Genomic DNA, 19664 nt, shown 5'->3' on the forward strand with positions numbered 1-19664 from the left:
GGGGAATCGTGCAGGAGCGACAGGACCAGGGAGACGCGAACACCGAGGGGGGCTTAGCGTCATGAGCCAGGACTCCGCCGTTACGGAGGCCGCACGGAAGCTGTCCGGGCGCCGCCGCCGCGAAGTAGTCGCGGTGCTGCTGTTCAGTGGCGGCCCCATCTTCGAGAGCTCCATCCCGCTCTCCGTGTTCGGAATCGACCGGCAGGACGCCGGAGTACCGCGTTACCGGCTGCTCGTGTGCGCCGGTGAGGAAGGCCCGCTGCGGACCACAGGGGGCCTCGAACTGACCGCGCCGTACGGCCTGGACGCGATCAGTCGCGCCGGAACCGTCGTCGTACCGGCCTGGCGGTCGATCACCTCGCCGCCACCGCCGGAGGCACTCGAAGCGCTGCGCCGGGCACACGAAGAAGGCGCGCGGATCGTCGGTCTGTGCACCGGCGCGTTCGTGCTCGCCGCCGCCGGGCTGCTCGACGGCCGCCCGGCCACCACACACTGGATGTACGCGCCGACGCTCGCCAAGCGCTATCCGTCGGTCCATGTGGACCCGCGGGAGCTCTTCGTCGACGACGGGGACGTGCTGACCTCGGCCGGCACCGCGGCCGGCATCGACCTGTGTCTGCACATCGTGCGGACCGACCACGGCGCGGAGGCCGCCGGCGCGCTCGCGCGCCGACTGGTCGTCCCGCCGCGGCGCAGCGGCGGTCAGGAGCGCTACCTCGACAGGTCCCTGCCCGAGGAGATCGGCGCCGACCCGCTCGCCGAGGTCGTCGCCTGGGCCCTGGAGCACCTCCACGAGCAGTTCGACGTGGAGACGCTCGCGGCCCGTGCGTACATGTCACGGCGTACGTTCGACCGGCGCTTCCGCTCACTGACGGGGTCCGCCCCGCTCCAGTGGCTGATCACCCAGCGGGTGCTCCAGGCGCAGCGGCTGCTCGAGACCTCCGACTACTCGGTCGACGAGGTCGCGGGACGCTGCGGCTTCCGGTCGCCGGTCGCGCTGCGCGGGCACTTCCGCCGCCAGCTCGGCTCCTCGCCGGCCGCGTACCGCGCGGCCTACCGGGCTCGGCGCCCGCAGGCCGAGCCCGTGACGGTCCTCGACCCGCTGGTGCCGTCGCAGGGCGGCATGCCGGTGGGCCGGCGGCCCGGCGGGCCGCTGGACCCGGGGAAGCCGCACTCCGACGCGTACGCCTCCGGGCGACCGGCCCTTCCGGGCCAGCGCAGCGCCCCCTAGGGGCCGACCAGACCGCGTGCCACAAGCCGCGCACCGAGAAAACCGGCGGGCGCCCGGGGAGAACCTCTCCCGGGCGCCCGCCGGCGTACACGCGCATCGTCCGTCGGCGTCCGGGTCCGAAGCCGGGGCAACCCCCTAAGGTAGGACGCATGAACGATCGCATGGTGTGGATCGACTGCGAGATGACCGGGCTCTCGTTGACGGACGACGCACTCATCGAGGTGGCCGCGCTGGTCACCGACTCGGAACTGAACGTGCTCGGCGACGGCGTGGACATCGTCATCCGGCCGCCGGAAGCGGCGCTGGAGACCATGCCCGAGATCGTGCGCCAGATGCACACCTCCTCCGGCCTCCTCGACGCCCTGGCCGAGGGCACGACCCTCGCCGACGCCGAGGCGCAGGTGCTCGCCTACGTGCGCGAGCACGTCAAGGAGCCCGGCAAGGCGCCGCTGTGCGGGAACTCGGTCTCCACCGACCGGGGCTTCCTCTCGCGGGACATGCCGGCCCTGGAGAGCCACCTGCACTACCGGATCGTCGATGTCTCCTCGGTCAAGGAGCTGGCCCGCCGCTGGTACCCGAGGGCGTACTTCAACAGCCCGGAGAAGAGCGGCAACCACCGCGCGCTCGCCGACATCCGCGAGTCCATCGCCGAGCTGCGCTACTACCGCGAGGCGATCTTCGTCCCGCAGCCCGGGCCCGACTCGGACACGGCGAAGCAGATCGCGGCCCGCCACGTCCTGCCCCCGGAGTAGCCCACACCCCCCTGGGACGCCCTGCTCGCGCCCCTGACGCCCCTCTGACGCCCCCGGGTCGAATGCGGGCGCGAGCACCCTCCCGGACCCTGTAGACTTCTTCTCGGCCGGTCGGGGAAACCTTCGGGAAACCGCCGGTCATGGTGGGTGTAGCTCAGCTGGTAGAGCACCTGGTTGTGGTCCAGGATGCCGCGGGTTCGAGTCCCGTCACTCACCCTGAAGGTCGAGGCCCCGGTTCGAAAGAACCGGGGCCTCGGTCGTTTTCCGGGGCCCTTCGGGTGAGCGCGCGCGGCGCCCCCGAGGTGCGGGGCGGGGGCGCCGCCTAACGTGACGACGGTCACCACGCCCCGGCACCGGAAGGCCGTCATGCGGAGGAGTCGTACCGCCCTCGCCGTCGCCGCCGTGCTCGCCGGCACGCTGCCGACCGGGTGCGCCGCGGGCCCCGCCGAACAGCCCGGGCGGACCACGCTCACCGTCGGGGTGTTCGGCGCCTTCGGCCTGAAGGAGGCCGGGCTCTACGACACGTACACGCGGCTCCACCCCGGGATCGTCGTCCGGCAGACCTCGATCGAGCGGAACGAGAACTACTACCCGCAGCTCCTCACCCACCTCGTCTCCGACTCCGGCCTCGCCGACGTGCAGGCCGTCGAGGTGAACAACATCGCCGAGGTCACCACCACCCAGGGGCACCGGCTCGAAGACCTCGGCCGGGCGAGCGGCGTCGACAAGAGCGCCTTCCTGCCCTGGAAATGGGCGCAGGGCACCGACCGGAACGGCCGAACGGTCGCCCTGGGCACGGACATCGGGCCGCAGGCCGTCTGTTACCGCAAGGACCTCTTCGCCAAGGCCGGGCTTCCCACCGACCGGGCCGCCGTCGGGCGGCTCTGGGCCGGGGACTGGCAGAAGTACCTGGACGTCGGCCGGCGGTTCAAGGCCGCCGCGCCCGCCGGGGTCGCGTTCGTCGACTCCGCCTCCGGGGTGATGGCCGCGATCACCGGAAGCAGCCCCCGCCGCTTCTACGACACCAGCGGCGAGGTCGTCTACAAGGACAACCCGGCCGTGAAGCGCGCCTGGGACCTGGCCGCCGCCTTCGCCACCGGGGGCCTGACGGCCAGGCTCCAGCAGTTCACGCCCGCCTGGGACCAGGCGTACGCCAACGGCCGGTTCGCCACGGTCTCCTGCCCGGCCTGGATGCTCGGCTACATCCAGGACAAGGCCGGGCCCGCGGGCCGGGGCGCGTGGGACGTGGCGGCGGCGCCCCGGCCCGGCAACTGGGGCGGCTCCTTCCTCGTCGTACCGTCGGCCGGGAAGCACCGGGCCGAGGCGGCGAAGCTGGTGGCCTGGCTGACCGCGCCCGCCCAGCAGGCGACGCTCTTCGCGCGGCGGGGCAGCTTCCCCAGCTCCTCGGCCGCCCTCGCCCTGCCCGCCGTCTCCGGGGCCCGGCACGCCTACTTCGGCGGCGCGCCCGTCGGCGCGATCTTCGCGACGGCCGCCCGGGGCGTGCCGGTCGCGGTCACCGGTCCGAAGGACGCGGTCATCGCGCAGAACCTGGCCGACATCGGGATGCTCCAGGTCGACCAGAAGGGGCGGCCGCCGCGGGCCGGGTGGGACGCGGCGGTGAAGACGATCGACAACGCCCTGGACCGGTGACCCGATGACCGAGGCCGAGGTGGACGTCGCCGTACCCCCGCTGGAAGCGCCCGCGCGCCGGACGAAGGAGGCGACCCCGCGCGCCCGGCGGCATCGCCGGGACCTGCGCTACGGGCCGTACGCGCTGGTCGCCCCGTTCTTCGTCCTCTTCGCCGCCTTCGGGCTCTTCCCGCTCCTCTACACCGGCTGGGCCTCGCTGCACCGGGTCGAGCTGACCGCGCCGGACCGGATGGAGTGGGTGGGGGCGCGGAACTTCACCCGGCTCCTGAGCGACGACTTCTTCTGGAACGCGCTGGGGAACACAGTCACGATCGGTGTCCTGTCGACCGTTCCGCAGCTGCTGATCGCGCTCGGCCTCGCGCATCTGCTCAACTCCCGGCTGCGCGGCCGTACGTTCTTCCGGGTCGCGGCCCTGACTCCGTACGCGACGTCGGTGGCCGCGGCCACGCTGGTCTTCGCGCTGCTCTTCGGGCGGGACCACGGGCTGGTCAACTGGGTGCTCGGCGCGGTCGGGTTCGGCCCGGTGGACTGGCAGAACGGGACGTGGGCCTCGCAGGTCGCGGTGTCGACGATCGTGATCTGGCGCTGGACGGGCTACAACGCGCTGATCTATCTGGCGGCGATGCAGTCGATCCCGCGCGAGCTGTACGAGGCGGCGGAGCTCGACGGGGCCTCGCGGTGGCGGCAGTTCGTCCATGTGACGGTGCCGGGGCTGCGGCCGACGATCCTCTTCACGGTCGTGGTCTCGACGATCGGCGCGACGCAGCTCTTCGGGGAGCCGCTGCTCTTCAACGGGGGCGCCGGGGCCACGGGCGGGGCGGACCACCAGTACCAGACGCTGGGTCTCTATCTGTACGAGCAGGGGTGGGTGAACCACCATCTGGGGCGGGCGTCGGCGATCGCCTGGGCCATGTTCCTGATCCTGCTGCTGATCGGCGCGGTGGCGCGGCTGCTGCGGCCGTGGTTCGCCGGGCGGGAGGAGTCCTGATGCGTGCCGCGTCGCGGGCGGCCGGGTGGCCGGTGTACGCCCTGCTCGTCCTCTTCACCGCCGGGTCTCTCTTCCCCTTGCTGTGGACGGCGGTCGCGGCCTCGCGGGACACCACGCGCCTCGCCAGGACCCCGCCGCCGCTCTGGTTCGGCGGGAACCTGCCGGCGAACCTCTCCACGGCCTGGACGGACGCCAATCTGGGGGTGGCGCTGCTCAACACCACGGTCGTCGCGGGGGCGGTGGCGGCGGGCACGGTGCTCTTCTCGACGCTGGCCGGCTTCGCCTTCGCCAAGCTGCGGTTCCGGTTCAGGAACGGGCTGCTGCTCGTGGTGATCGGCACGATGATGGTGCCACCGCAGCTGGCCGTCGTACCGCTGTTCATGCTGATCGCCGAGGTGTCGTGGACCGACCGGTTGCAGTCCGTCGTGCTGCCCGCGCTCGTCTCCGCCTTCGGGGTCTTCTTCATGCGCCAGCATCTGAGCCGGGCGCTGCCCACGGAGCTGATCGAGGCGGCCAGGACGGACGGGGCGGGCACGCCGCGGATCGTCTGGCACGTGGTCTTCCCGGCCGCGCGGCCGGCGATGGCGGTGCTGGGGATGCTGTCGTTCGTGATGGCGTGGAACGACTTCTTCTGGCCGGTGATCGCGCTGACCCAGAACGGCAGCCCCACGGTACAGGTGGCGCTCGCGGGGCTCGGGCGGGGCTACATCCCGGACCAGTCGGTGATCATGGCGGGGGCGCTGCTCGGGACGCTGCCGCTGCTGGTGGTGTTCGTCGTGTTCGGGCGGCAGATCGTCGGCGGGATCATGCGGGGCGCGGTGAAGGGGTGAGCCGGGGTTCTCAAGGGGCGCGCCCCGGCCGGAGGGTAGGGCTCCGGCCGGGGCGCGCGTGGGTGGGGGGACAGGGGGGTCCTGGGCTCGCTACTTGTAGGCGGCGAAGGCCTTGGTGAAGGCCAGGGGCTGCTGGAGGATCGAGGAGCAGGTGGCGTCCGCGTGGTTGACGGCACCGGCCGCGCACTGCTTGTCGCGGGTCGAGGACCACATCGAGAGCCAGCCGATGCCCTTGGACTTCGCGAAGTCGACCAGCTGGGTGGCGTCGTCGACCTTGAAGATCTCGGTCGTCACGTCGTTGACGCCGATCATCGGGGTCACGGCGACGGCCTTCCAGGCGGCGGCGTCGGAGAGGCCGAGGACGCCCTTGATCTGGGCCTGGGTGGCGGTGGCGGCCTGGATGGCGTACGTGCCCATGTCGGCGCTGTAGGCCGGTCCGTAGTCCATCGCCATGATGTTGACGGCGTCGACGCGGACGCCGTTGCGCTTGGCGTCGGCGAGCAGGTCCACGCCCGGCTGGGTCAGGCCCTCGGGCATGACCGGCAGGGTGAAGGAGACGTTCAGGCCGGGGTGGGACTTCTGGAGCTGGGCGATCGCCTGGGAGCGCCGGGTGTTGGCGGCGGTGTCCGGCAGGGCGGCGCCCTCGATGTCGAAGTCGACCTTGGTGAGCTTGTACCGGTCGACGACCTTGCCGTAGGCGGCCGCGAGGTCGGCGGAGTTCGCGCAGTTCAGGGCCAGTTCGTGACCGGCGGCGCCGCCGAAGGAGACCCGGACGTCGCCGCCCTTGGCCCGCAGGGCGCCGATCTGGGCGGCCACCTTGTCGTTGGCCAGGTCGGTCACGCCGCCCCAGAGCGGGGCGCAGGAGCCGCCGGAGGTGATGAAGGCGAGGTTGAACTCCTTGACCCCGGTGGCGTCGGCGGTCGCGAGCAGGTCGTACGCCGGGTAGAGGGAGGTGTCGACGTACGGCGCGAACTTCGCGGCCCCTGCCGCCGGAGTCCCCGTCGGGGTGGGGGTGGGAGCGGTGGTCGTCGGGGCCGGCGGGGTGCTGGTCGACGGCTTCGCGGTGGGGGTCGCCGGGGCGGAGGGGCTCGCGGTGGCGGTGGGCGGCGTGGTCGGGCGGCCGCTCGGGGTCGGGGTCGCGCCGCCGACGGAGCAGGAGGCCTTGTTGATGAGGCAGTTGGCGGGGTCGCCCGCCTGGCCCGCCGCCGAGGTCACGAAGCCGACGGTGACGGACTGGCCGGGGGCGAGGACCTTGTTCCAGCTCGCGGGCTTCACCGTGACGTGCCGGCCGGAGACGGTGTGCTCGCCGTTCCAGAGCGAGCCGATCGTCGTCCCCGCGGGCAGGTCGAACTCCAGCGTCCAGCCCCCCGACTGGACGCTGGAGGTCTCGTTGGTGACGACGTACTGGCCGGTGTAGCCGCCGGTCCAGGAGCTGGTGCGGGTGTACGCGGCGCCCACGGCGGCGGCCTGCGCGGTGCCGGTGAGGGCGAAGGCCGCGCCGCCGATCACCGCCGCCGTGACGACCGCGCCGATGACCTTCGTCCTGCCGCTCGTCCTGCGCCGGTGCGAAGTGGTGGTGCTCATCGCGTGCCTGCCTCTGTGTGCCGGGGGTGGGGTGGAACTCGGGTGCGGCAGCACGCTAGCGACAGGGAATCGGACAAATACCCATGAGTGGACGGGGGTTGGGATTCTTAGGGTCCGCTTAAGGAAGCCATCGGGGCCAGGAAAGGTTCCGCGTCACGACGGAGGGCGTCGCGCAGTGGGCTCGGGTCCGACTCCCGGTGACGGGGGAGGAACACCGGGAACCGGGCCGGAGCCCACTGCGCGACGCCCTGGGGGCGCGGGAGGCGCTCAGAGAGCCTTGGCTCGGTGAGCCTCCTCCCGTACCTCCTCCACGCCCGTCGGGACGTGCGCCGCCTCGCGGGCCACTCCCCTGCTCGCCGCCCAGACGACGAGGCCGCAGAACGCGAACCCGGCCCCGAGGAGGCTGGAGCCCGTCCAGCCGTACGAGGTGAAGAGCGCGGTGGTCGCGGCCGCGCCGAGGGCGGAGCCGAGCGAGTAGAAGACCATGTAGCCGCCGATGACGCTGCTGACGCGGTCCGGATGCGTGGCGGTGAGCAGGTGCTGGTTGCTCACGTGGACGGCCTGGACCGCGAAGTCGAGCACCACGATCCCGACGATGAGCAGCCACAGCGACCACGGCAGCTGGGCGATCGCCGCCCAGGAGACGAGGAGCAGGGCGAACGCGAACCCGGTGACCGGGACCGCCCGGCCCGCGTCCGCCCAGCGGCCCGCGCGGGCCGCGCCGAGCGCGCCGGCGAGTCCGGCGATGCCGAACAGGCCGATCTGGCTCTCGCTCAGCTCCCACGGCGCGTCCGCGAGCGGCAGCGAGAGCCCGCTCCACAGGGTGCCGAACGAGGCGAACAGGAAGAACGCGATGAGCCCGCGCGTCAGGACGACGCGCTCCGTGAACAGTCCGCCGAGCGAGGCGACGACCTGCCGGTACGCCACCGGCGGCTGGACGCGCTCCTCCGACGGCAGGGCGACGAGGACGAGGGCCGCGAGGGCGAGGGAGAGCGCCGCGAGGACGGCGTACACGCTCCGCCAGCCCCACAGCTCGGCGAGCGCGCCGGTGACGACCCGGGCGCCCAGGATGCCGACCACGACGCCCGAGGTGACGACGCCGATGTTCCGGCCGCGTTCGGCGAGCGGCGAGACGGAGGCGGCGTACGCCACCGTGGTCTGCACGACGACCGCGAACAGGCCGGCCGTCGCGAGCCCCACGAACGCCAGCCAGGCGGCCGACGCCACGGCCGTCAGGGCGAGGCCCACGGCGGTGACCGCCAGGTGGACGGCGATGAGGCGGCGCCGGTCGACCACGTCGCCGAGCGGCACGAGCAGCAGGAGACCGGCGAGGTAGCCGAACTGGCTGGTCGCGACGATCCACCCGGCGAGCTCCGCCGAGACGCCGAGGTCGCGGCCCATCGGTTCGAGGACCGGCTGCGCGGCGTAGATGCTCGCCACCGCGACACCGCAGATCACCGCCAGCAGTAACCGCCGCCACATGTTCATAGCGCTCCCATCGAGATTGGTAGCAGATTGCAACCATTTTGACGGTACGGCATGATGGTTTCAATCCGCAACCCAATGGGAGGTGTCATGACACGCACCACCATGAGCGCCCCGAACCTCGACTGGACCGATCCCGAGTGCCCCGTCGCCCGCACGCTCGACCTCGTCGGCGACCGGTGGAGCCTGCTCGTCGTGCGCGACGCGATGGACGGGGCGCGGTCGTTCACCGAGTTCCAGCGCCGGACCGGAATCGCCCGCAACATCCTCACCGACCGCCTCCGCAAGCTGACCGCTCACGGGGTCCTCGCCCAGCGCACCGCGCCGACGGGCCGGCGTCAGGAGTACGTGCTCACGGACGCGGGCCGCGCGCTCTTCCCGGTCATCCTGACGCTGCGGCAGTGGGGCGAGCGGCACGCCTTCGCGCCCGGGGAGGAGCATTCCGTCCTGGTCGACCAACACGGCACGCCAGTACCGGAGTTCGTTCCCGCCGACGCCGACGGCGCCGCCCTCGGCACGGACACCACGCACGTGCTGAAGACGACGCCGTAACAGGTCGGTCGGAGCGAGTCAGTTCGCGCGGGTCAGCTCCGCCCGCAGCAGGTCCAGGCCCATCGGCCCGAGATCCAGGGCCTGTCGGTGGAAGCGCTTGAGGTCGAACGCGGCCCCGTCGCGGCGGCGGGCCGCGTCCCGGGCGTCCAGCCACGCCTTCTCGCCCAGCTTGTAGGCGAGGGCCTGCCCGGGGCGCCCCAGATACCGGTCGATCTCGAACGCGACGAACCCCGCAGGGCCGACCCCGCAGTGCTCGGCGAGGAACTCCCGGGCGAGGCGCGGCGTCCACCGCTCGCCCTCGTGGAACCCGGTGCCCGCGGGGATCCGGAGCCGCAGGTGCAGGCCGATGTCCAGGACCACCCGCGCGGCGCGCAACTGCTGCCCGCCGGCCAGCATGCCGAGGCGGTGCGCCGGGTCGGCGAGGTACCCCAGCTCGTCCATCAGCCGCTCCGCGTACAGGCCCCACCCCTCGCAGTGCCCCACGTGCAGCTCGCTCGCGAGGCGCTGGAACCGGTTGAGGGTCGCGGTGTTGAGGGTCGTCACGCCCAGCTGGAGGTGGTGGCCGGGGACGCCCTCGTGGAACATCGTGCTCGGCACGGTCCACGTCGGGACCGGCGCGTCCGGGTCGGTCGGCACCGGCCACCAGACCGTGCCGGGGCGCGACAGGTCCTCGCTGGGCGCCAGGTAGGAGGCGGGCCCGTCGGTGCGGGCGGTCCGGCAGTCGATCCGTAACAGCGGCGCGGGGATCGCGAAGTGGGTGCCGTCGAGGTCGGCGATGGCGCCGTCGGCGAGCTCCTGGAGCCGGTCGCGGAACGCCGCCGCGCCCTTCACCAGGTGGCGTGGGTCGCCGTCGAGCGCCGCAAGCACCGCCGGCACCGGCTCGCCGGGTGCGACGGCCGCCGCGGCCTCGGCCGTCTCCCGCCGCACCCGGGCCAGTTCCTCCCAGCCCCACGCATAGGTCTCCTCCAGGTCGAGCCGGGTGCCGAGGAACTCCCGTACGCCCAGCAGGTAGCGGTCCCGGTCCACCGCCTCGCGCTCCGGCGCGTCCGCCGCGAGCTCCTCGGAGAGGTACGCCGAGAAGCCGGTCAGCGCCCCGTTCGCGGCCGTCGCGGCCTCGTCCAGGGCGCTCCGCAGGGCGCCGTCGCCGTGCCCGGCGGGCAGCCCAGCGAGGTACGGCCGCATGTCCCGGCACTCCCGGGCGTTCCGTACGACCTGCCGGTACGCCGCGACACGGCCTCGGCGCCGGGCGTCCTCCAGGCCTTCCCGCAGCCCCGCGAGCGCCCCGGGAACGGCCCGCAGCCGCGCGTGGAGCGCGTCCCAGGCGGTGTCGGCGCCCTGGTCGAGGAGGCCCACCGCGTGGCGCAGCCGCTGGACCGGGCCGTCGAGGGTGTCGAGGAGCGTGCCGTACGCGTCGGCGTCGGCCAGGGCCGCCTCCGTGGCGAGCCGCTCGCGCAGCACCGCCGCCGCGATCCGCTCCGCGTCCCCGGCGGTGGGCGTGGCGTCGAGCGCCCGCAGCGTGCGGCGCGCCAGCTCGGCCCGCTCCCACGCGGCGCCCGGGCCGTGGTCGGTGAGCCGCTCCTCCTGCCCGGCGATCCCCATGACGGCGGCCAGGCACGGGTCGAGGACGGCCAGCTCGTCGACGTACCGGTCCGACAGCTCGGCCACCTGCCCGTCCGCGGGCTCGTCGAGCGCGCTCATCAGCGGCTCACCGACGACGGGAGCCTGGCGACCCCGGACTCGGTCAGCCGCTTGCCGTACAGGCCGATGACCAGGCCCGCGACGATCAGCGCCCCGGCCACCAGCTTGAGCGCGGGCAGCGGCTCGCTGAAGATCAGCACCGAGCCGAGGACGCCGAAGACCGGGACGAGCAGGGAGAGCGGGGCGACGGTCGAGACCGGGTACTCGCGGAGCAACCAGTTCCAGATGGCGTACCCCAGGAGGGTGTTCGGGTAGGCCTGGAAGAGGATGGACAGGATCGCCGACCAGCCGAGCTGCTGCGGCAGGGCGACGTACCCCTCGGTGCCGTTCACGACCAGGTCCAGCAGGAAGAGCGGGATCGGCGCGAACAGGCTCGCCCACACCAGGAACGCCAGGGTGTCCGTGGGCTTGGCCTTCTTGAGGATCACGTTGGCGACGCTCCACGACACCGCGCCGACCAGGACGAGCGCGACGCCGGCGATGGTCACCGTGCCGTCGGTGACGAACGTGATCGAGAACAGGCCGGCGAGCGCGACCGCCATCCCCAGGTACTGGAACCGGGACAGCGACTCGCGGAACACCACGGCCCCGAGCAGGATCGTCAGGAACGCGCTGAACTGCAGGACCAGGGAGGCGATCCCGGACGACACCCCGGCCTCGATGCCCAGGTTCACCACGCCCCACAGGCCGACGCCGAACACCAGGCCGTAGCCGACGAGGTGGCGCCACGGCACCTGCGGCCGCTTCAGGAAGAAGACGGCCGGCAGCGCGCAGAGCGCGAACCTGATCCCGGCCAGGATCAGCGGGTCGACGCTCTTGAGCCCGATCTTGATGATCGAGAAGTTGAGACCCCAGATCGCGGTGACGGCCACCGCGATCAGGATGTGCTGTTTCTTCATGCGGGGACCTGTTCGGGAGTTTCGGGGGCGAGCGGTGGAGTGAGGGGTGCGGCGGCCGGGCGGGTGGCGACCGCGAGGGAGCCGAAGAGGGCGGCCATCCACTCGCGGGTCTCCTCGGGGGTGTCGCCCGCGACGATCCCGGCGAGGACGGTCTCCCCGGCCTGGTAGGTGATGTGGTCGGGCAGCGGCGCCCCGGGCGGCAGTTCGTGCCACGTGACTACGCGCGGCCCGGACCGGAACGCCCCCGCGCCCTCCAGGCCGCGGTACTCCCGCCCGGCCAGGTGGTGGCCGGGGTGGACGAACCAGGCGTACCGGAGCCGGTCGGCGTCCTGCTCGGGGAGCGTCCCGGCGACGGGCTCGCCGAGCAGCACGCGCAGCTCGTACGAGGGCAGGTGGATGCCGGTGGCCAGCTCGAAGGTGGCCACCACGTCGGCGCCCCCGACGCGGTTGCCGACCTCCAGGAAGACCAGCTCGCCGTCGGGGTCTCCCGCCTGGACGATCGCCTCCAGGTGGAAGGTGCCGTCCTCGATCCGTACGGCGGCCAGGGCGCGGGACACCCAGGCGCGGGTCTCCGCGGAGAAGCCGATCTGGAACGAGCCCATCGGCCGCCCCTGCGCGTACTCCAGGCAGGTGCCCAGGTACTCGCTCGCGGTGAGGGCCAGGACCTGGCCGTTCTGCACCAGGCCGTCGAAGTGCCGGATCGGCCCGGAGACGAACTCCTCGACCTGGAAGTCCGCGAGCTCCCGGCCGGCGTCGGGACCGTCGAGCCGGGCGACGCCGGTGCGGCCCTCGGTGACCGCCGCGGCGGCCTCGCGAGGGGAGGCGAAGACGAGCACGTCCTCGCTGGAGGCCCCGCGGTGCGGCTTGAGGACGGTACGGCCGTTCCAGGGCGCCCGGCCGCCCAGTCGGAGGAAGCTCGGCAGCGGCAGGAAGCGCGGCACGCGTAGGCCCGCCTCCTCGACGGCCCGCTTCATCAGGACCTTGTCGCGGGCGAGCGCGACCTGGTCGACGGGCGCGCCCGGGACGCCGAGGTGTTCGCGGAGCCGGGCCGCGTCGAGGAGTTCGTACTCCGACATCGAGATGATCCGGTCGAAGGCGCGCGGCTCCTCCGCCAGCCAGTCCCTGGCCTCCTCGAAGGCGGGGCGCGTGCCCGGGCGGCTCACCCGCTCGCAGCGCAGTCCGGGCGGCAGGGTGGCGAGGGCGGTGTCGGTGCCGAAGTAGGTGACGTCGTGCAGGTCGTGGGAGATCCCCCGGTGGTACTCGATCTTGAAGTAGGGCACGCGGTGCAGGACGAGGATCTTCATCGGGACTTCCTGACGGGAGTGGGGACGGCGACGGCGTGGTCCAGGGCCTCCGACCAGGCCTCGCGCAGGGCGTGGACGACCGTGCGGATGTCGGCCCGGTCGCCGCGCAGGACGACGCAGCCCTGGGCGGCGAAGTCCGCGTTGTCGCGGGCGACGGCGTGCAGGTCCCGCCGCTCGGCCGACATCCAGGCGAACTCCGTGACGGTCAGCTCCCCGTCGGCCAGGCCGAACCGTTCGGCGGTGGCCTGCACGGCGTCCGCGAACGGGTCCGCGCCGGGCGCGACGTCGTCCGGGGCGAACGAGCGGTCGCTGCCGACGCCGAGCATCACCGTCGCCGCCGCGCAGCCCGGCACGAGCCGACCGGCGTCGGCGGCCGTGCCGAAGGCCGTGTCGATCCAGCGGTGGTGCAGATCGATCCCGTACACCCAGCGGGCCAGGGCCCAGATCTTCATGCCGCCCGGTCGCCGGTTGGGCTCCACGATCGCGGCGCGCAGCCCGTCGTCGCTCAGCTTGATCTCGTTGTGGAACGGCCCGTCGCACTGGCCCACCAGCCAGTTGGCCTGCCGTCCGGCCCGCTCCAGGGTCGCCCGCTCGTGCTCGTCCAGGGCGGCGGGCAGCACCTGCGCGATCTCGACGGGGTAGCGGCCGCGCGCGCTGACCTTCTCGGTCAGGAACGAGAGCGAGCCGAGCCCGTCGTAGGAGAACTCGCGCCCGTACGGGATGAGTTCCTCGCAGATGACCCCGCCCTCCAGGTACGGGAGGACCTCGGCGAACGCCGCCGTCAGGTCGTCCCCGGGGCGGACCACGACGACGCCCCGGTTGTTGCCCTCGGCCGCCGGTTTGACGACGAAGCCCTCGGGGTGGGCGATCCCGAACTCCCGCAGCTGGTCGAGCGAGGCGATCTCGGCGAAGGCCGGCACCATGATCCGTTGCGCGGTGAGCAGGTCGGCGACGCGGGCCTCGTCGAGCCGGTAGCGGTACTTGGAGAAGGCACCGGCGGCGAGGGGCGGCGAGTCGACCGGGACGCCGAGCCGGTGGAGCAGTGCGGCGCCGCTGTGGACGGCGTTGTCGGAGAAGACGATGCCCGCCCGGATCCGTTCGCGCCGGTCGCCGAGCAGCTTCTCGCCGAGCTCGGGGAAGCGGTCGCCGAGCGGATCGAGGTCGACGACCTCGTCGGCGATGGCGTGGTCGGCCTCGGTGGGCTCGGCGCGGACGAGGACCACCGTCGCGCCGTGCCGCTCGCGGGCGTACTCCCGCAGGTGGCGCACCTCGTCGATGCGGCTCAGGTTGTAGTCGACGATGAGGAGGATCGGCCCGGTCGTCATGCGTGCTCCGTCTCGTACACGATCTCGATCGCGCGCTCGGAGGCGGTCAGCAGCCCGGGGAGGAGCGCGTCCCGGTCGGCGCGGTCCATGCTCCAGAGCACCTGGCCGAGGAAGACCTCGCGCGAGGACGACTCCACGACGTCGCCGGGCTCGAGGAGGATCTGCGACAGGACCGGCCGGAGCGGGAGTTCGCCGCCCGGGCCGACCGCGCGGATGGTGCCGGGGTCGGCGAAGAAGACGCGGAAGAAAGTCGCGTTCCCGCTCGGCGAGGTGCCGTCGGGGGCGTACGAGAGGCCCTTCAGGGTCTGCGCGAAGGCGGCCGGCCCGTCGACGGCGAGCAGCGCGTCCAGCCAGAGGTCGAGCAGCCCGGGGCCGCCGGTGAGCGCGGCCACGCTAGGCGAGATCAGGCTGCCGCCGACGCGCGGGTTGACCTCGATCAGGTCCCAGCCGGACAGGGCGTCGTACCGCGCCTCGACATGGAAGCAACCCCAGCGCAGTCCGAGGACGAACAGGACGTTCGACACCCAGCGGAGGCCGGCCGCGGTCTCCTCCGGCGACAGGCTCGTCGGCGGGCTGACGCAGGCGTTCTCCAGGACGGTGCCGGCGGTCTCCGTGACCTCGCACTTCTCGTGCACGGCGACCACGTGCGGCTCGTCGTCGACGACGATCACCTCGAAGCTGAACTCCCGCCCCGGTACGTAGTCCTCGACGAGGAACTCCATGCCCCGGTCGCCGGATTCCTGGCCCGGGGTGAAGGCGCTCGCGTAGACCGTGTCGGCGGCGGCCTCGGCGGCGATGCGCTCCAGGTCGGCCCAGGTCGTGTCGGGGGCGAGCGGGAACGTGCCGAACGAGGCGATGCCGCTGACCGGCTTCACGAAGTGCCGGCCGCCGTCGCTCCGGCGGGCGGCGAGGGTCTCGGGGGTGAGCGCGGCCGCCCGGACCCGGCTGAGACCGGCGTCGGCGAGACGGTTGCGCAGGGTCAGCTTGTCGCGGAGTTCGGGGACCTGCTTCTCGTCCAGGTCCGGCACCCCGAGCCGGGCGTTGGCCAGCGCCATCAGGTGCCGGTAGCCCTCCCAGACCGTGAGGCAGCAGGCCACCCGCTCGCCCGCCGCCCGGAGTCCGTCGAGGTACTCCTCGACGTCGTGCGGGGTCAGTACGTGCTCGCCGGTCACCCGGACGTCGTCGGCGAGGTCCGCGAGCGCCCCGGGCCTCGAGCCCTGGTGCTGCGGCTCCGGCAGTGAGCTGAGCACGTAGACCTTCAGCCCCCGCGCCGTGACGGTGCGGGCGAGGTCCTCCAGGAACGAGAACCCGACATGGCTGAGCAGCAGCACTCCCCTGGCGTTTTCCATGCTCAATTCCGGCCTCCTCACCGGCGGGTGGGGCGCGGCGCGGTCGCGCCGCGCCCCACTGAGGACTGGGCTCAGGCCGGCTGCTTCTCGGCCTTGGCGATGGTGTCCAGGTAGAGCTCCTCGAAGTACTGCGCCAGGAGCGCCTGGTGCTCCTTGAGGTACCGCTGGAACGCGGCGACGTCGTCCTCGTTGTGGAGCAGGTGCCGGACGGCCGCCCAGACCTCGCCGGGGTGGTCGTCGTTGATGTCGGTGTGCGAGTGGCTGATCTGGCCGCCGATCCTGCCCTCGCCGACCGAGCCCTTCAGCGCCTCCAGCTTGCGGGGCTCCAGCTTCACGTTGACGTACTCGACGAGGTACGAGTACGCGACGACGCCGAGGGGGCCCTCGTGGTCCAGGAGGTAGGAGAAGTAGCCGGTCAGCAGCTTGGTGGAGAGGTACGGCTCGGTGGCGAGGAACTGCTCGCGCGAGACGCCCACCTTGGCGAGGTCGGTGATGAACAGCTCGTCGTGGAGCATCTCCTCCTGCTCGTAGTTGGCCCACACCTGGGCCGCCTCCGGGCTGCGCTTGGCTATCTCGACGAGCGCTTTGGCCTCGGCGACGCGGAGCAGCCGGATGCGCCAGGCGGTCTCGATGAGGTGGCGCTTGTAGTAGTCGGAGTCGACGTTCTTGCCTTCGAGGTGCGCGGCCTCGGGCACGTTGGCGTACCACTCGAGGACCTGCTGGTCGATCTGCTCGTCGATCTTCGCGCGCAGTTCCGCAGAGGCGGCGGCGTTGAGGAACGTGGAGCTCTTCCCGTATCCGACGTTGGTCACGCGGTTCGGCATGGTGTCACCTTTTCTCGTGGGTGGTCGGGTGCTCGGGTACTCGTGGATCGGGTACTCGTTGGTCGGGTATCTCGGACGCTCGGGTGCGAGCGGTTCAGATGTCGTCGACGACGCGGATGACCGCGTCGCCCCGCAGCCGGCACTGGCAGGCAAGACGGTGGTCGCCGCCGGTCCGGCCGAGGTCTTCGAGGAAGTCGAGCTCGTCGTCGTCGGGGACGCCGAGGGCGTCGAAGCCCTCCAGGACCTCCACGACGCACGCGCCGCACGCGCCGGAGCGGCATCCGAACGGGATGAGCCGCTGCGGGGTCTCGTACTCGACTTCGGTGAGGAGGGATCCCGCGGGCAGCAGGATCTCGGTTCCGGTCGGGAGGATCGTCAGTTTCCTCAGGGTCATGGCACCGGCACGGCGTCGAGGTCGGCGGAGCGGTCGGTCGAGTGCTCGGGCGCCAGGCGGGAGCCGGGGCGCAGCTCGACGGCCGCGTGGTTCGCGGCGGTCGCCGCCTCGCCGAGGCCCACGGAGATGAGCGGGACGCGGCCCTCGTACGTGCAGATGTCGCCGGCCGCGTACACCCGCGGCAGGTTCGTGCGCATCGCCCGGTCGACCGCGATCAGCCGGTTCTCCAGCCGGAGCCCCCAGTCGGCGAGCGGGCCGAGGCTGGTGACGAAGCCCAGGGCGCCGACGAGGGCCTGGGCGGGCAGCCGCAGCTCCTCCGCGCCGGCCTGGACACGTACCTCCTCCAGCTGCCGTATGCCGTGACAGGCCGTCACCTGGGCGTCGGTCAGCACGCGTACGTCGGCCGCGTACATCTGCTTGACGCCGTGCTCGTGGGCGCGGAAGGCCGAGCGACGGTGGACGACGGTGACGGAGCGGGCGAGCGGCGCGAGGGCGAGCGCCCAGTCGACCGCGCTGTCGCCGCCGCCGACGATCACCACGTCACGGTCTCGGTGTTCGTCGAGGCGCGGCACGTGGTGGGCGACGCCCCGCCCTTCGTACGGTCGCAGACAGGGCAGCGTGCGCGGGACGGAGCGGCCGAGTCCGGCCGCGATCACGACGGCGCCGGCTCGCACCCGCCCGCCGTCCTCCAGGCCGAGCTCCCAGCCCGCCCCGTGCTCGTCCCGGGTCAGGGTGGCCGCGGTCCTGCCGAGCAGGTAGCGCGGTTCGAACGGCGCGGCCTGGGCGACCAGGCGCTCGACCAACTCCCGTCCCTTTACGGCGACATGGCCGGCGACGTCATGGATCTTCTTCTCCGGGTAGAGGGCCGCGATCTGGCCGCCCGGCTCGGGAAGGGCGTCGACGATCACGCTGGAAAGCCCTCGGAATCCCGCGCAGTAGGCGGCGTACAGGCCGGCCGGACCCGCTCCTACGACGGCCACGTCCGCGCTCGCTTGATGCATTCTGAACCCCAGGCCCTTCCAACGTTCGATGGAAACAGCTCTGCCATTCACATAGTTCGGGTGGTTCGGATTCCTCGGCCGGAGGAAATTCACTCCGCCGAGCACGAATTCATCATTGAGCGGCCCGAGATGGACCGTCAACGAATGGGGTCGGAACTCCGCACTCCAGCCGGACGGTCGGAAGCGACGGCCGGCCTCTACCGCCCGTACCGGCCGGAGCTCCGAGTGTGGAACTTCCTCAGTCGAAGCCGTCGAGGCCGGCGACGGGCGGGCCTCCGGCACGGAACCGGACCGGACTTGACGGAACCGGACGGCGATCCTTCACTCTTTCCTGTCCGGCAATGCACAATCCACCCCACCTCATGGAGTGATCGTGTCTCTTTCGCGCCGCAGGATTCTGGCCGGTTCCGGTATCGCGGCTTCCGCACTGTCGTTGGGCCCGCTGGGAAAGGCCGCCGCCGCACAGGAGGCGACTCCCGCGCCCTTCCGGCCGCACGACTGGAAATCCGTCCGCGCGCAGTTCCTGCTCGCGCCCGAGTACGCGCATCTGTCGAACTTCTATTTCGCCTCGAACCCCACTCCGGTGCGTGAGGCGATCACCCGATATCGCAAGGCGTTCGACGAGAATCCGTACAGTTTCCTCGACGACAACATGTTCCGGCGCGACGAGGACATGCTGTGGCGTGACGTCTGCGCGGCCGCCGCCGAATACGTCGGCGGGAAGCCCGAGGAGATCGCCCTCACCAGCAGCACCACGATGGGGCTCGCCCTCATCTACAACGGCCTGCGCCTGAAGCCCGGCCAGGAGGTGCTGACCACCACGCACGAGTTCTATCCGCACCACGAATCGATTCGGCTCGCCGTCGAGAAGTGGGGCGGGAGCATGCGGAAGATCCCGCTCTACGAATCGTCCCTGAACTTCTCGGCCGACGAGGCCGTGGCACGGATCCGCGCCGCCATCCGCCCGAACACCCGGGTCGTCGGCGTCACCTGGGTCCACTCCGGCACCGGTGTGCGGCTGCCGATCGCCCCGCTCGCGGCCGCGATCAAGGAGCTGAACCGCCATCGCGACGAGGCGGACCGCGTCCTGCTGGTGGTGGACGGGGTCCACGGCTTCGGCGTGGTGGACGAGGACGTCGCGAAGATGGGCTGCGACTTCTTCGCCGCGGGGACGCACAAGTGGATCCTCGGCCCGCACGGCACCGGGATCATCTGGGGAAAGCCGGAGAGCTGGGCGCTCCTGCGGCCGACGATCCCCAGCCTGATGGCCAAGGAGACCACCGACGCCTGGCGGCAGGAACGCCCGCCGGCCGGCCCGACGCAGGCCGCGTGGGTCAGCCCGGGCGGCTTCTTCGCGTACGAGCACCAGTGGGCCGTCGTCGAGGCGTTCCGCTTCCACCGGCAGATCGGCCGCGGACGGGTGCACGGCCGGATCGCGGAGCTGAACGGGCAGATCAAGGAGGGGCTGGCCCGCATGAAGCACGTCACGCTGCACACGCCGGTCGACGCCGGGCGGTCCGCGGGCTTCGTCATCTTCGATGTCGACGGCTACAAGCCGCAGGACGTCGTGCAGATCTTCCGCGACCACCGGGTCATCGCCAGCGGCACCCCGTACGCGGTCCCGCACGTGCGCCTGTCGGCCGGGATCGTCAACTTCCCCAAGGACGTGGACAGGGCGCTGAAGGTCGTCCGCTCCCTGGCGTGAGGACCGCCCTGTGAGGTCGCCCGCTGCGGCCGCCACGGCCGTCGCGAGGTGCCGGCGGCCGCCCCTTGAACGCAGAGGAGGAACACCCGTGGA

The 19664-nt window shown here is 72.3% G+C and carries 17 protein-coding genes and 1 tRNA gene; 8 read left to right on the plus strand and 10 right to left on the minus strand.

The window, feature by feature from the left end; genetic code table 11:
- Nucleotides 1–61: 61 nt before the first annotated feature.
- The 6 genes from ACWCO8_RS28560 to ACWCO8_RS28585 all read left to right on the plus strand — a co-directional run bounded on the left by ACWCO8_RS28560 (nt 62) and on the right by ACWCO8_RS28585 (nt 5451).
- Complete coding sequence (locus ACWCO8_RS28560) at nt 62–1231, plus strand: helix-turn-helix domain-containing protein (protein ID WP_362011554.1); 1170 nt, start codon at nt 62–64, stop codon at nt 1229–1231.
- A 149-nt stretch (nt 1232–1380) separates the two neighbouring features.
- Nucleotides 1381–1983 (plus strand): oligoribonuclease, encoded by a 603-nt coding sequence (gene orn, locus ACWCO8_RS28565; RefSeq protein WP_362011557.1) that lies wholly within the window; start codon nt 1381–1383, stop codon nt 1981–1983.
- Nucleotides 1984–2126: 143 nt separating this feature from the next.
- A tRNA-His gene (locus ACWCO8_RS28570) sits at nt 2127–2199 on the plus strand.
- Between the two features lie 150 nt (nt 2200–2349).
- Nucleotides 2350–3633 carry an ABC transporter substrate-binding protein gene (locus ACWCO8_RS28575; RefSeq protein ID WP_451034815.1) on the plus strand — a complete coding sequence of 428 codons (1284 nt, stop codon included), beginning with the start codon at nt 2350–2352 and terminating at the stop codon, nt 3631–3633.
- A 4-nt stretch (nt 3634–3637) separates the two neighbouring features.
- Nucleotides 3638–4621, plus strand: coding sequence for a carbohydrate ABC transporter permease (locus ACWCO8_RS28580; protein WP_451034687.1), 984 nt, complete (start codon nt 3638–3640; stop codon nt 4619–4621).
- Complete coding sequence (locus ACWCO8_RS28585) at nt 4621–5451, plus strand: carbohydrate ABC transporter permease (RefSeq protein WP_451034688.1); 831 nt, start codon at nt 4621–4623, stop codon at nt 5449–5451. The genes ACWCO8_RS28580 and ACWCO8_RS28585 overlap by 1 nt, the downstream gene beginning before the upstream one ends.
- A 90-nt stretch (nt 5452–5541) precedes the next feature.
- On the opposite strand, the gene ACWCO8_RS28590 is transcribed toward ACWCO8_RS28585, so the two are convergent.
- A complete protein-coding gene (locus tag ACWCO8_RS28590) occupies nt 5542–7035 on the minus strand; it encodes a glycoside hydrolase family 18 protein (RefSeq protein ID WP_362011566.1) in 1494 nt (497 codons plus the stop codon).
- A 267-nt stretch (nt 7036–7302) separates the two neighbouring features.
- Nucleotides 7303–8523 carry an MFS transporter gene (locus tag ACWCO8_RS28595; protein WP_451034689.1) on the minus strand — a complete coding sequence of 407 codons (1221 nt, stop codon included), beginning with the start codon at nt 8521–8523 and terminating at the stop codon, nt 7303–7305.
- Between the two features lie 87 nt (nt 8524–8610).
- On the opposite strand from ACWCO8_RS28595, the gene ACWCO8_RS28600 reads away from it, so the two are divergent.
- Nucleotides 8611–9072 carry a winged helix-turn-helix transcriptional regulator gene (locus ACWCO8_RS28600; RefSeq protein ID WP_362011571.1) on the plus strand — a complete coding sequence of 154 codons (462 nt, stop codon included), beginning with the start codon at nt 8611–8613 and terminating at the stop codon, nt 9070–9072.
- An 18-nt stretch (nt 9073–9090) separates the two neighbouring features.
- On the opposite strand, the gene ACWCO8_RS28605 is transcribed toward ACWCO8_RS28600, so the two are convergent.
- The 8 genes from ACWCO8_RS28605 to ACWCO8_RS28640 all read right to left on the minus strand — a co-directional run bounded on the left by ACWCO8_RS28605 (nt 9091) and on the right by ACWCO8_RS28640 (nt 17866).
- A complete protein-coding gene (locus ACWCO8_RS28605; RefSeq protein ID WP_451034690.1) occupies nt 9091–10770 on the minus strand; it encodes a DUF885 domain-containing protein in 1680 nt (559 codons plus the stop codon).
- The gene (locus ACWCO8_RS28610; protein ID WP_451034691.1) at nt 10770–11669 is read right to left on the minus strand and encodes an EamA family transporter; all 900 of its coding nucleotides are present in this window, start codon (nt 11667–11669) and stop codon (nt 10770–10772) included. The genes ACWCO8_RS28605 and ACWCO8_RS28610 overlap by 1 nt, the downstream gene beginning before the upstream one ends.
- Nucleotides 11666–12973 carry an ATP-grasp domain-containing protein gene (locus ACWCO8_RS28615; RefSeq protein ID WP_451034692.1) on the minus strand — a complete coding sequence of 436 codons (1308 nt, stop codon included), beginning with the start codon at nt 12971–12973 and terminating at the stop codon, nt 11666–11668. The genes ACWCO8_RS28610 and ACWCO8_RS28615 overlap by 4 nt, the downstream gene beginning before the upstream one ends.
- The gene (locus tag ACWCO8_RS28620) at nt 12970–14298 is read right to left on the minus strand and encodes an ATP-grasp domain-containing protein (RefSeq protein ID WP_451034693.1); all 1329 of its coding nucleotides are present in this window, start codon (nt 14296–14298) and stop codon (nt 12970–12972) included. Before ACWCO8_RS28620 ends, ACWCO8_RS28615 begins: the two co-directional genes overlap by 4 nt.
- Entirely contained in the window at nt 14295–15647 is a 1353-nt protein-coding gene (locus ACWCO8_RS28625; RefSeq protein ID WP_451034694.1) for an ATP-grasp domain-containing protein, read from the minus strand. Before ACWCO8_RS28625 ends, ACWCO8_RS28620 begins: the two co-directional genes overlap by 4 nt.
- Nucleotides 15648–15718: 71 nt before the next feature.
- On the minus strand, nt 15719–16471 hold the full coding sequence (locus tag ACWCO8_RS28630; RefSeq protein WP_362011586.1) for a hypothetical protein: 753 nt from the start codon (nt 16469–16471) through the stop codon (nt 15719–15721).
- A 94-nt stretch (nt 16472–16565) separates the two neighbouring features.
- Nucleotides 16566–16865: a 2Fe-2S iron-sulfur cluster-binding protein gene (locus ACWCO8_RS28635; protein ID WP_451034695.1), complete on the minus strand. Its 300-nt coding sequence runs from the start codon at nt 16863–16865 to the stop codon at nt 16566–16568.
- The gene (locus ACWCO8_RS28640; protein WP_451034696.1) at nt 16862–17866 is read right to left on the minus strand and encodes an NAD(P)/FAD-dependent oxidoreductase; all 1005 of its coding nucleotides are present in this window, start codon (nt 17864–17866) and stop codon (nt 16862–16864) included. The genes ACWCO8_RS28635 and ACWCO8_RS28640 overlap by 4 nt, the downstream gene beginning before the upstream one ends.
- A 373-nt stretch (nt 17867–18239) precedes the next feature.
- On the opposite strand from ACWCO8_RS28640, the gene ACWCO8_RS28645 reads away from it, so the two are divergent.
- Entirely contained in the window at nt 18240–19571 is a 1332-nt protein-coding gene (locus ACWCO8_RS28645; protein WP_451034697.1) for an aminotransferase class V-fold PLP-dependent enzyme, read from the plus strand.
- Nucleotides 19572–19664 lie beyond the last annotated feature (93 nt).

It is taken from the genome of Streptomyces sp. NPDC001927 (genome assembly GCF_053594455.1).

Bases quoted from the DNA above. Each gene is read 5' to 3' on its own strand.
- ACWCO8_RS28615 (WP_451034692.1), bottom strand. From the start codon at position 12,973: ATGAAGATCCTCGTCCTGCACCGCGTGCCCTACTTCAAGATCGAGTAC.
- ACWCO8_RS28575 (WP_451034815.1), top strand. From the start codon at position 2,350: ATGCGGAGGAGTCGTACCGCCCTCGCCGTCGCCGCCGTGCTCGCCGGC.
- ACWCO8_RS28640 (WP_451034696.1), bottom strand. From the start codon at position 17,866: ATGCATCAAGCGAGCGCGGACGTGGCCGTCGTAGGAGCGGGTCCGGCC.
- ACWCO8_RS28610 (WP_451034691.1), bottom strand. From the start codon at position 11,669: ATGAAGAAACAGCACATCCTGATCGCGGTGGCCGTCACCGCGATCTGG.
- ACWCO8_RS28585 (WP_451034688.1), top strand. From the start codon at position 4,621: ATGCGTGCCGCGTCGCGGGCGGCCGGGTGGCCGGTGTACGCCCTGCTC.
- ACWCO8_RS28625 (WP_451034694.1), bottom strand. From the start codon at position 15,647: ATGGAAAACGCCAGGGGAGTGCTGCTGCTCAGCCATGTCGGGTTCTCG.
- orn (WP_362011557.1), top strand. From the start codon at position 1,381: ATGAACGATCGCATGGTGTGGATCGACTGCGAGATGACCGGGCTCTCG.
- ACWCO8_RS28635 (WP_451034695.1), bottom strand. From the start codon at position 16,865: ATGACCCTGAGGAAACTGACGATCCTCCCGACCGGAACCGAGATCCTG.
- ACWCO8_RS28560 (WP_362011554.1), top strand. From the start codon at position 62: ATGAGCCAGGACTCCGCCGTTACGGAGGCCGCACGGAAGCTGTCCGGG.
- ACWCO8_RS28605 (WP_451034690.1), bottom strand. From the start codon at position 10,770: ATGAGCGCGCTCGACGAGCCCGCGGACGGGCAGGTGGCCGAGCTGTCG.
- ACWCO8_RS28630 (WP_362011586.1), bottom strand. From the start codon at position 16,471: ATGCCGAACCGCGTGACCAACGTCGGATACGGGAAGAGCTCCACGTTC.
- ACWCO8_RS28580 (WP_451034687.1), top strand. From the start codon at position 3,638: ATGACCGAGGCCGAGGTGGACGTCGCCGTACCCCCGCTGGAAGCGCCC.
- ACWCO8_RS28620 (WP_451034693.1), bottom strand. From the start codon at position 14,298: ATGACGACCGGGCCGATCCTCCTCATCGTCGACTACAACCTGAGCCGC.
- ACWCO8_RS28595 (WP_451034689.1), bottom strand. From the start codon at position 8,523: ATGAACATGTGGCGGCGGTTACTGCTGGCGGTGATCTGCGGTGTCGCG.
- ACWCO8_RS28600 (WP_362011571.1), top strand. From the start codon at position 8,611: ATGACACGCACCACCATGAGCGCCCCGAACCTCGACTGGACCGATCCC.
- ACWCO8_RS28590 (WP_362011566.1), bottom strand. From the start codon at position 7,035: ATGAGCACCACCACTTCGCACCGGCGCAGGACGAGCGGCAGGACGAAG.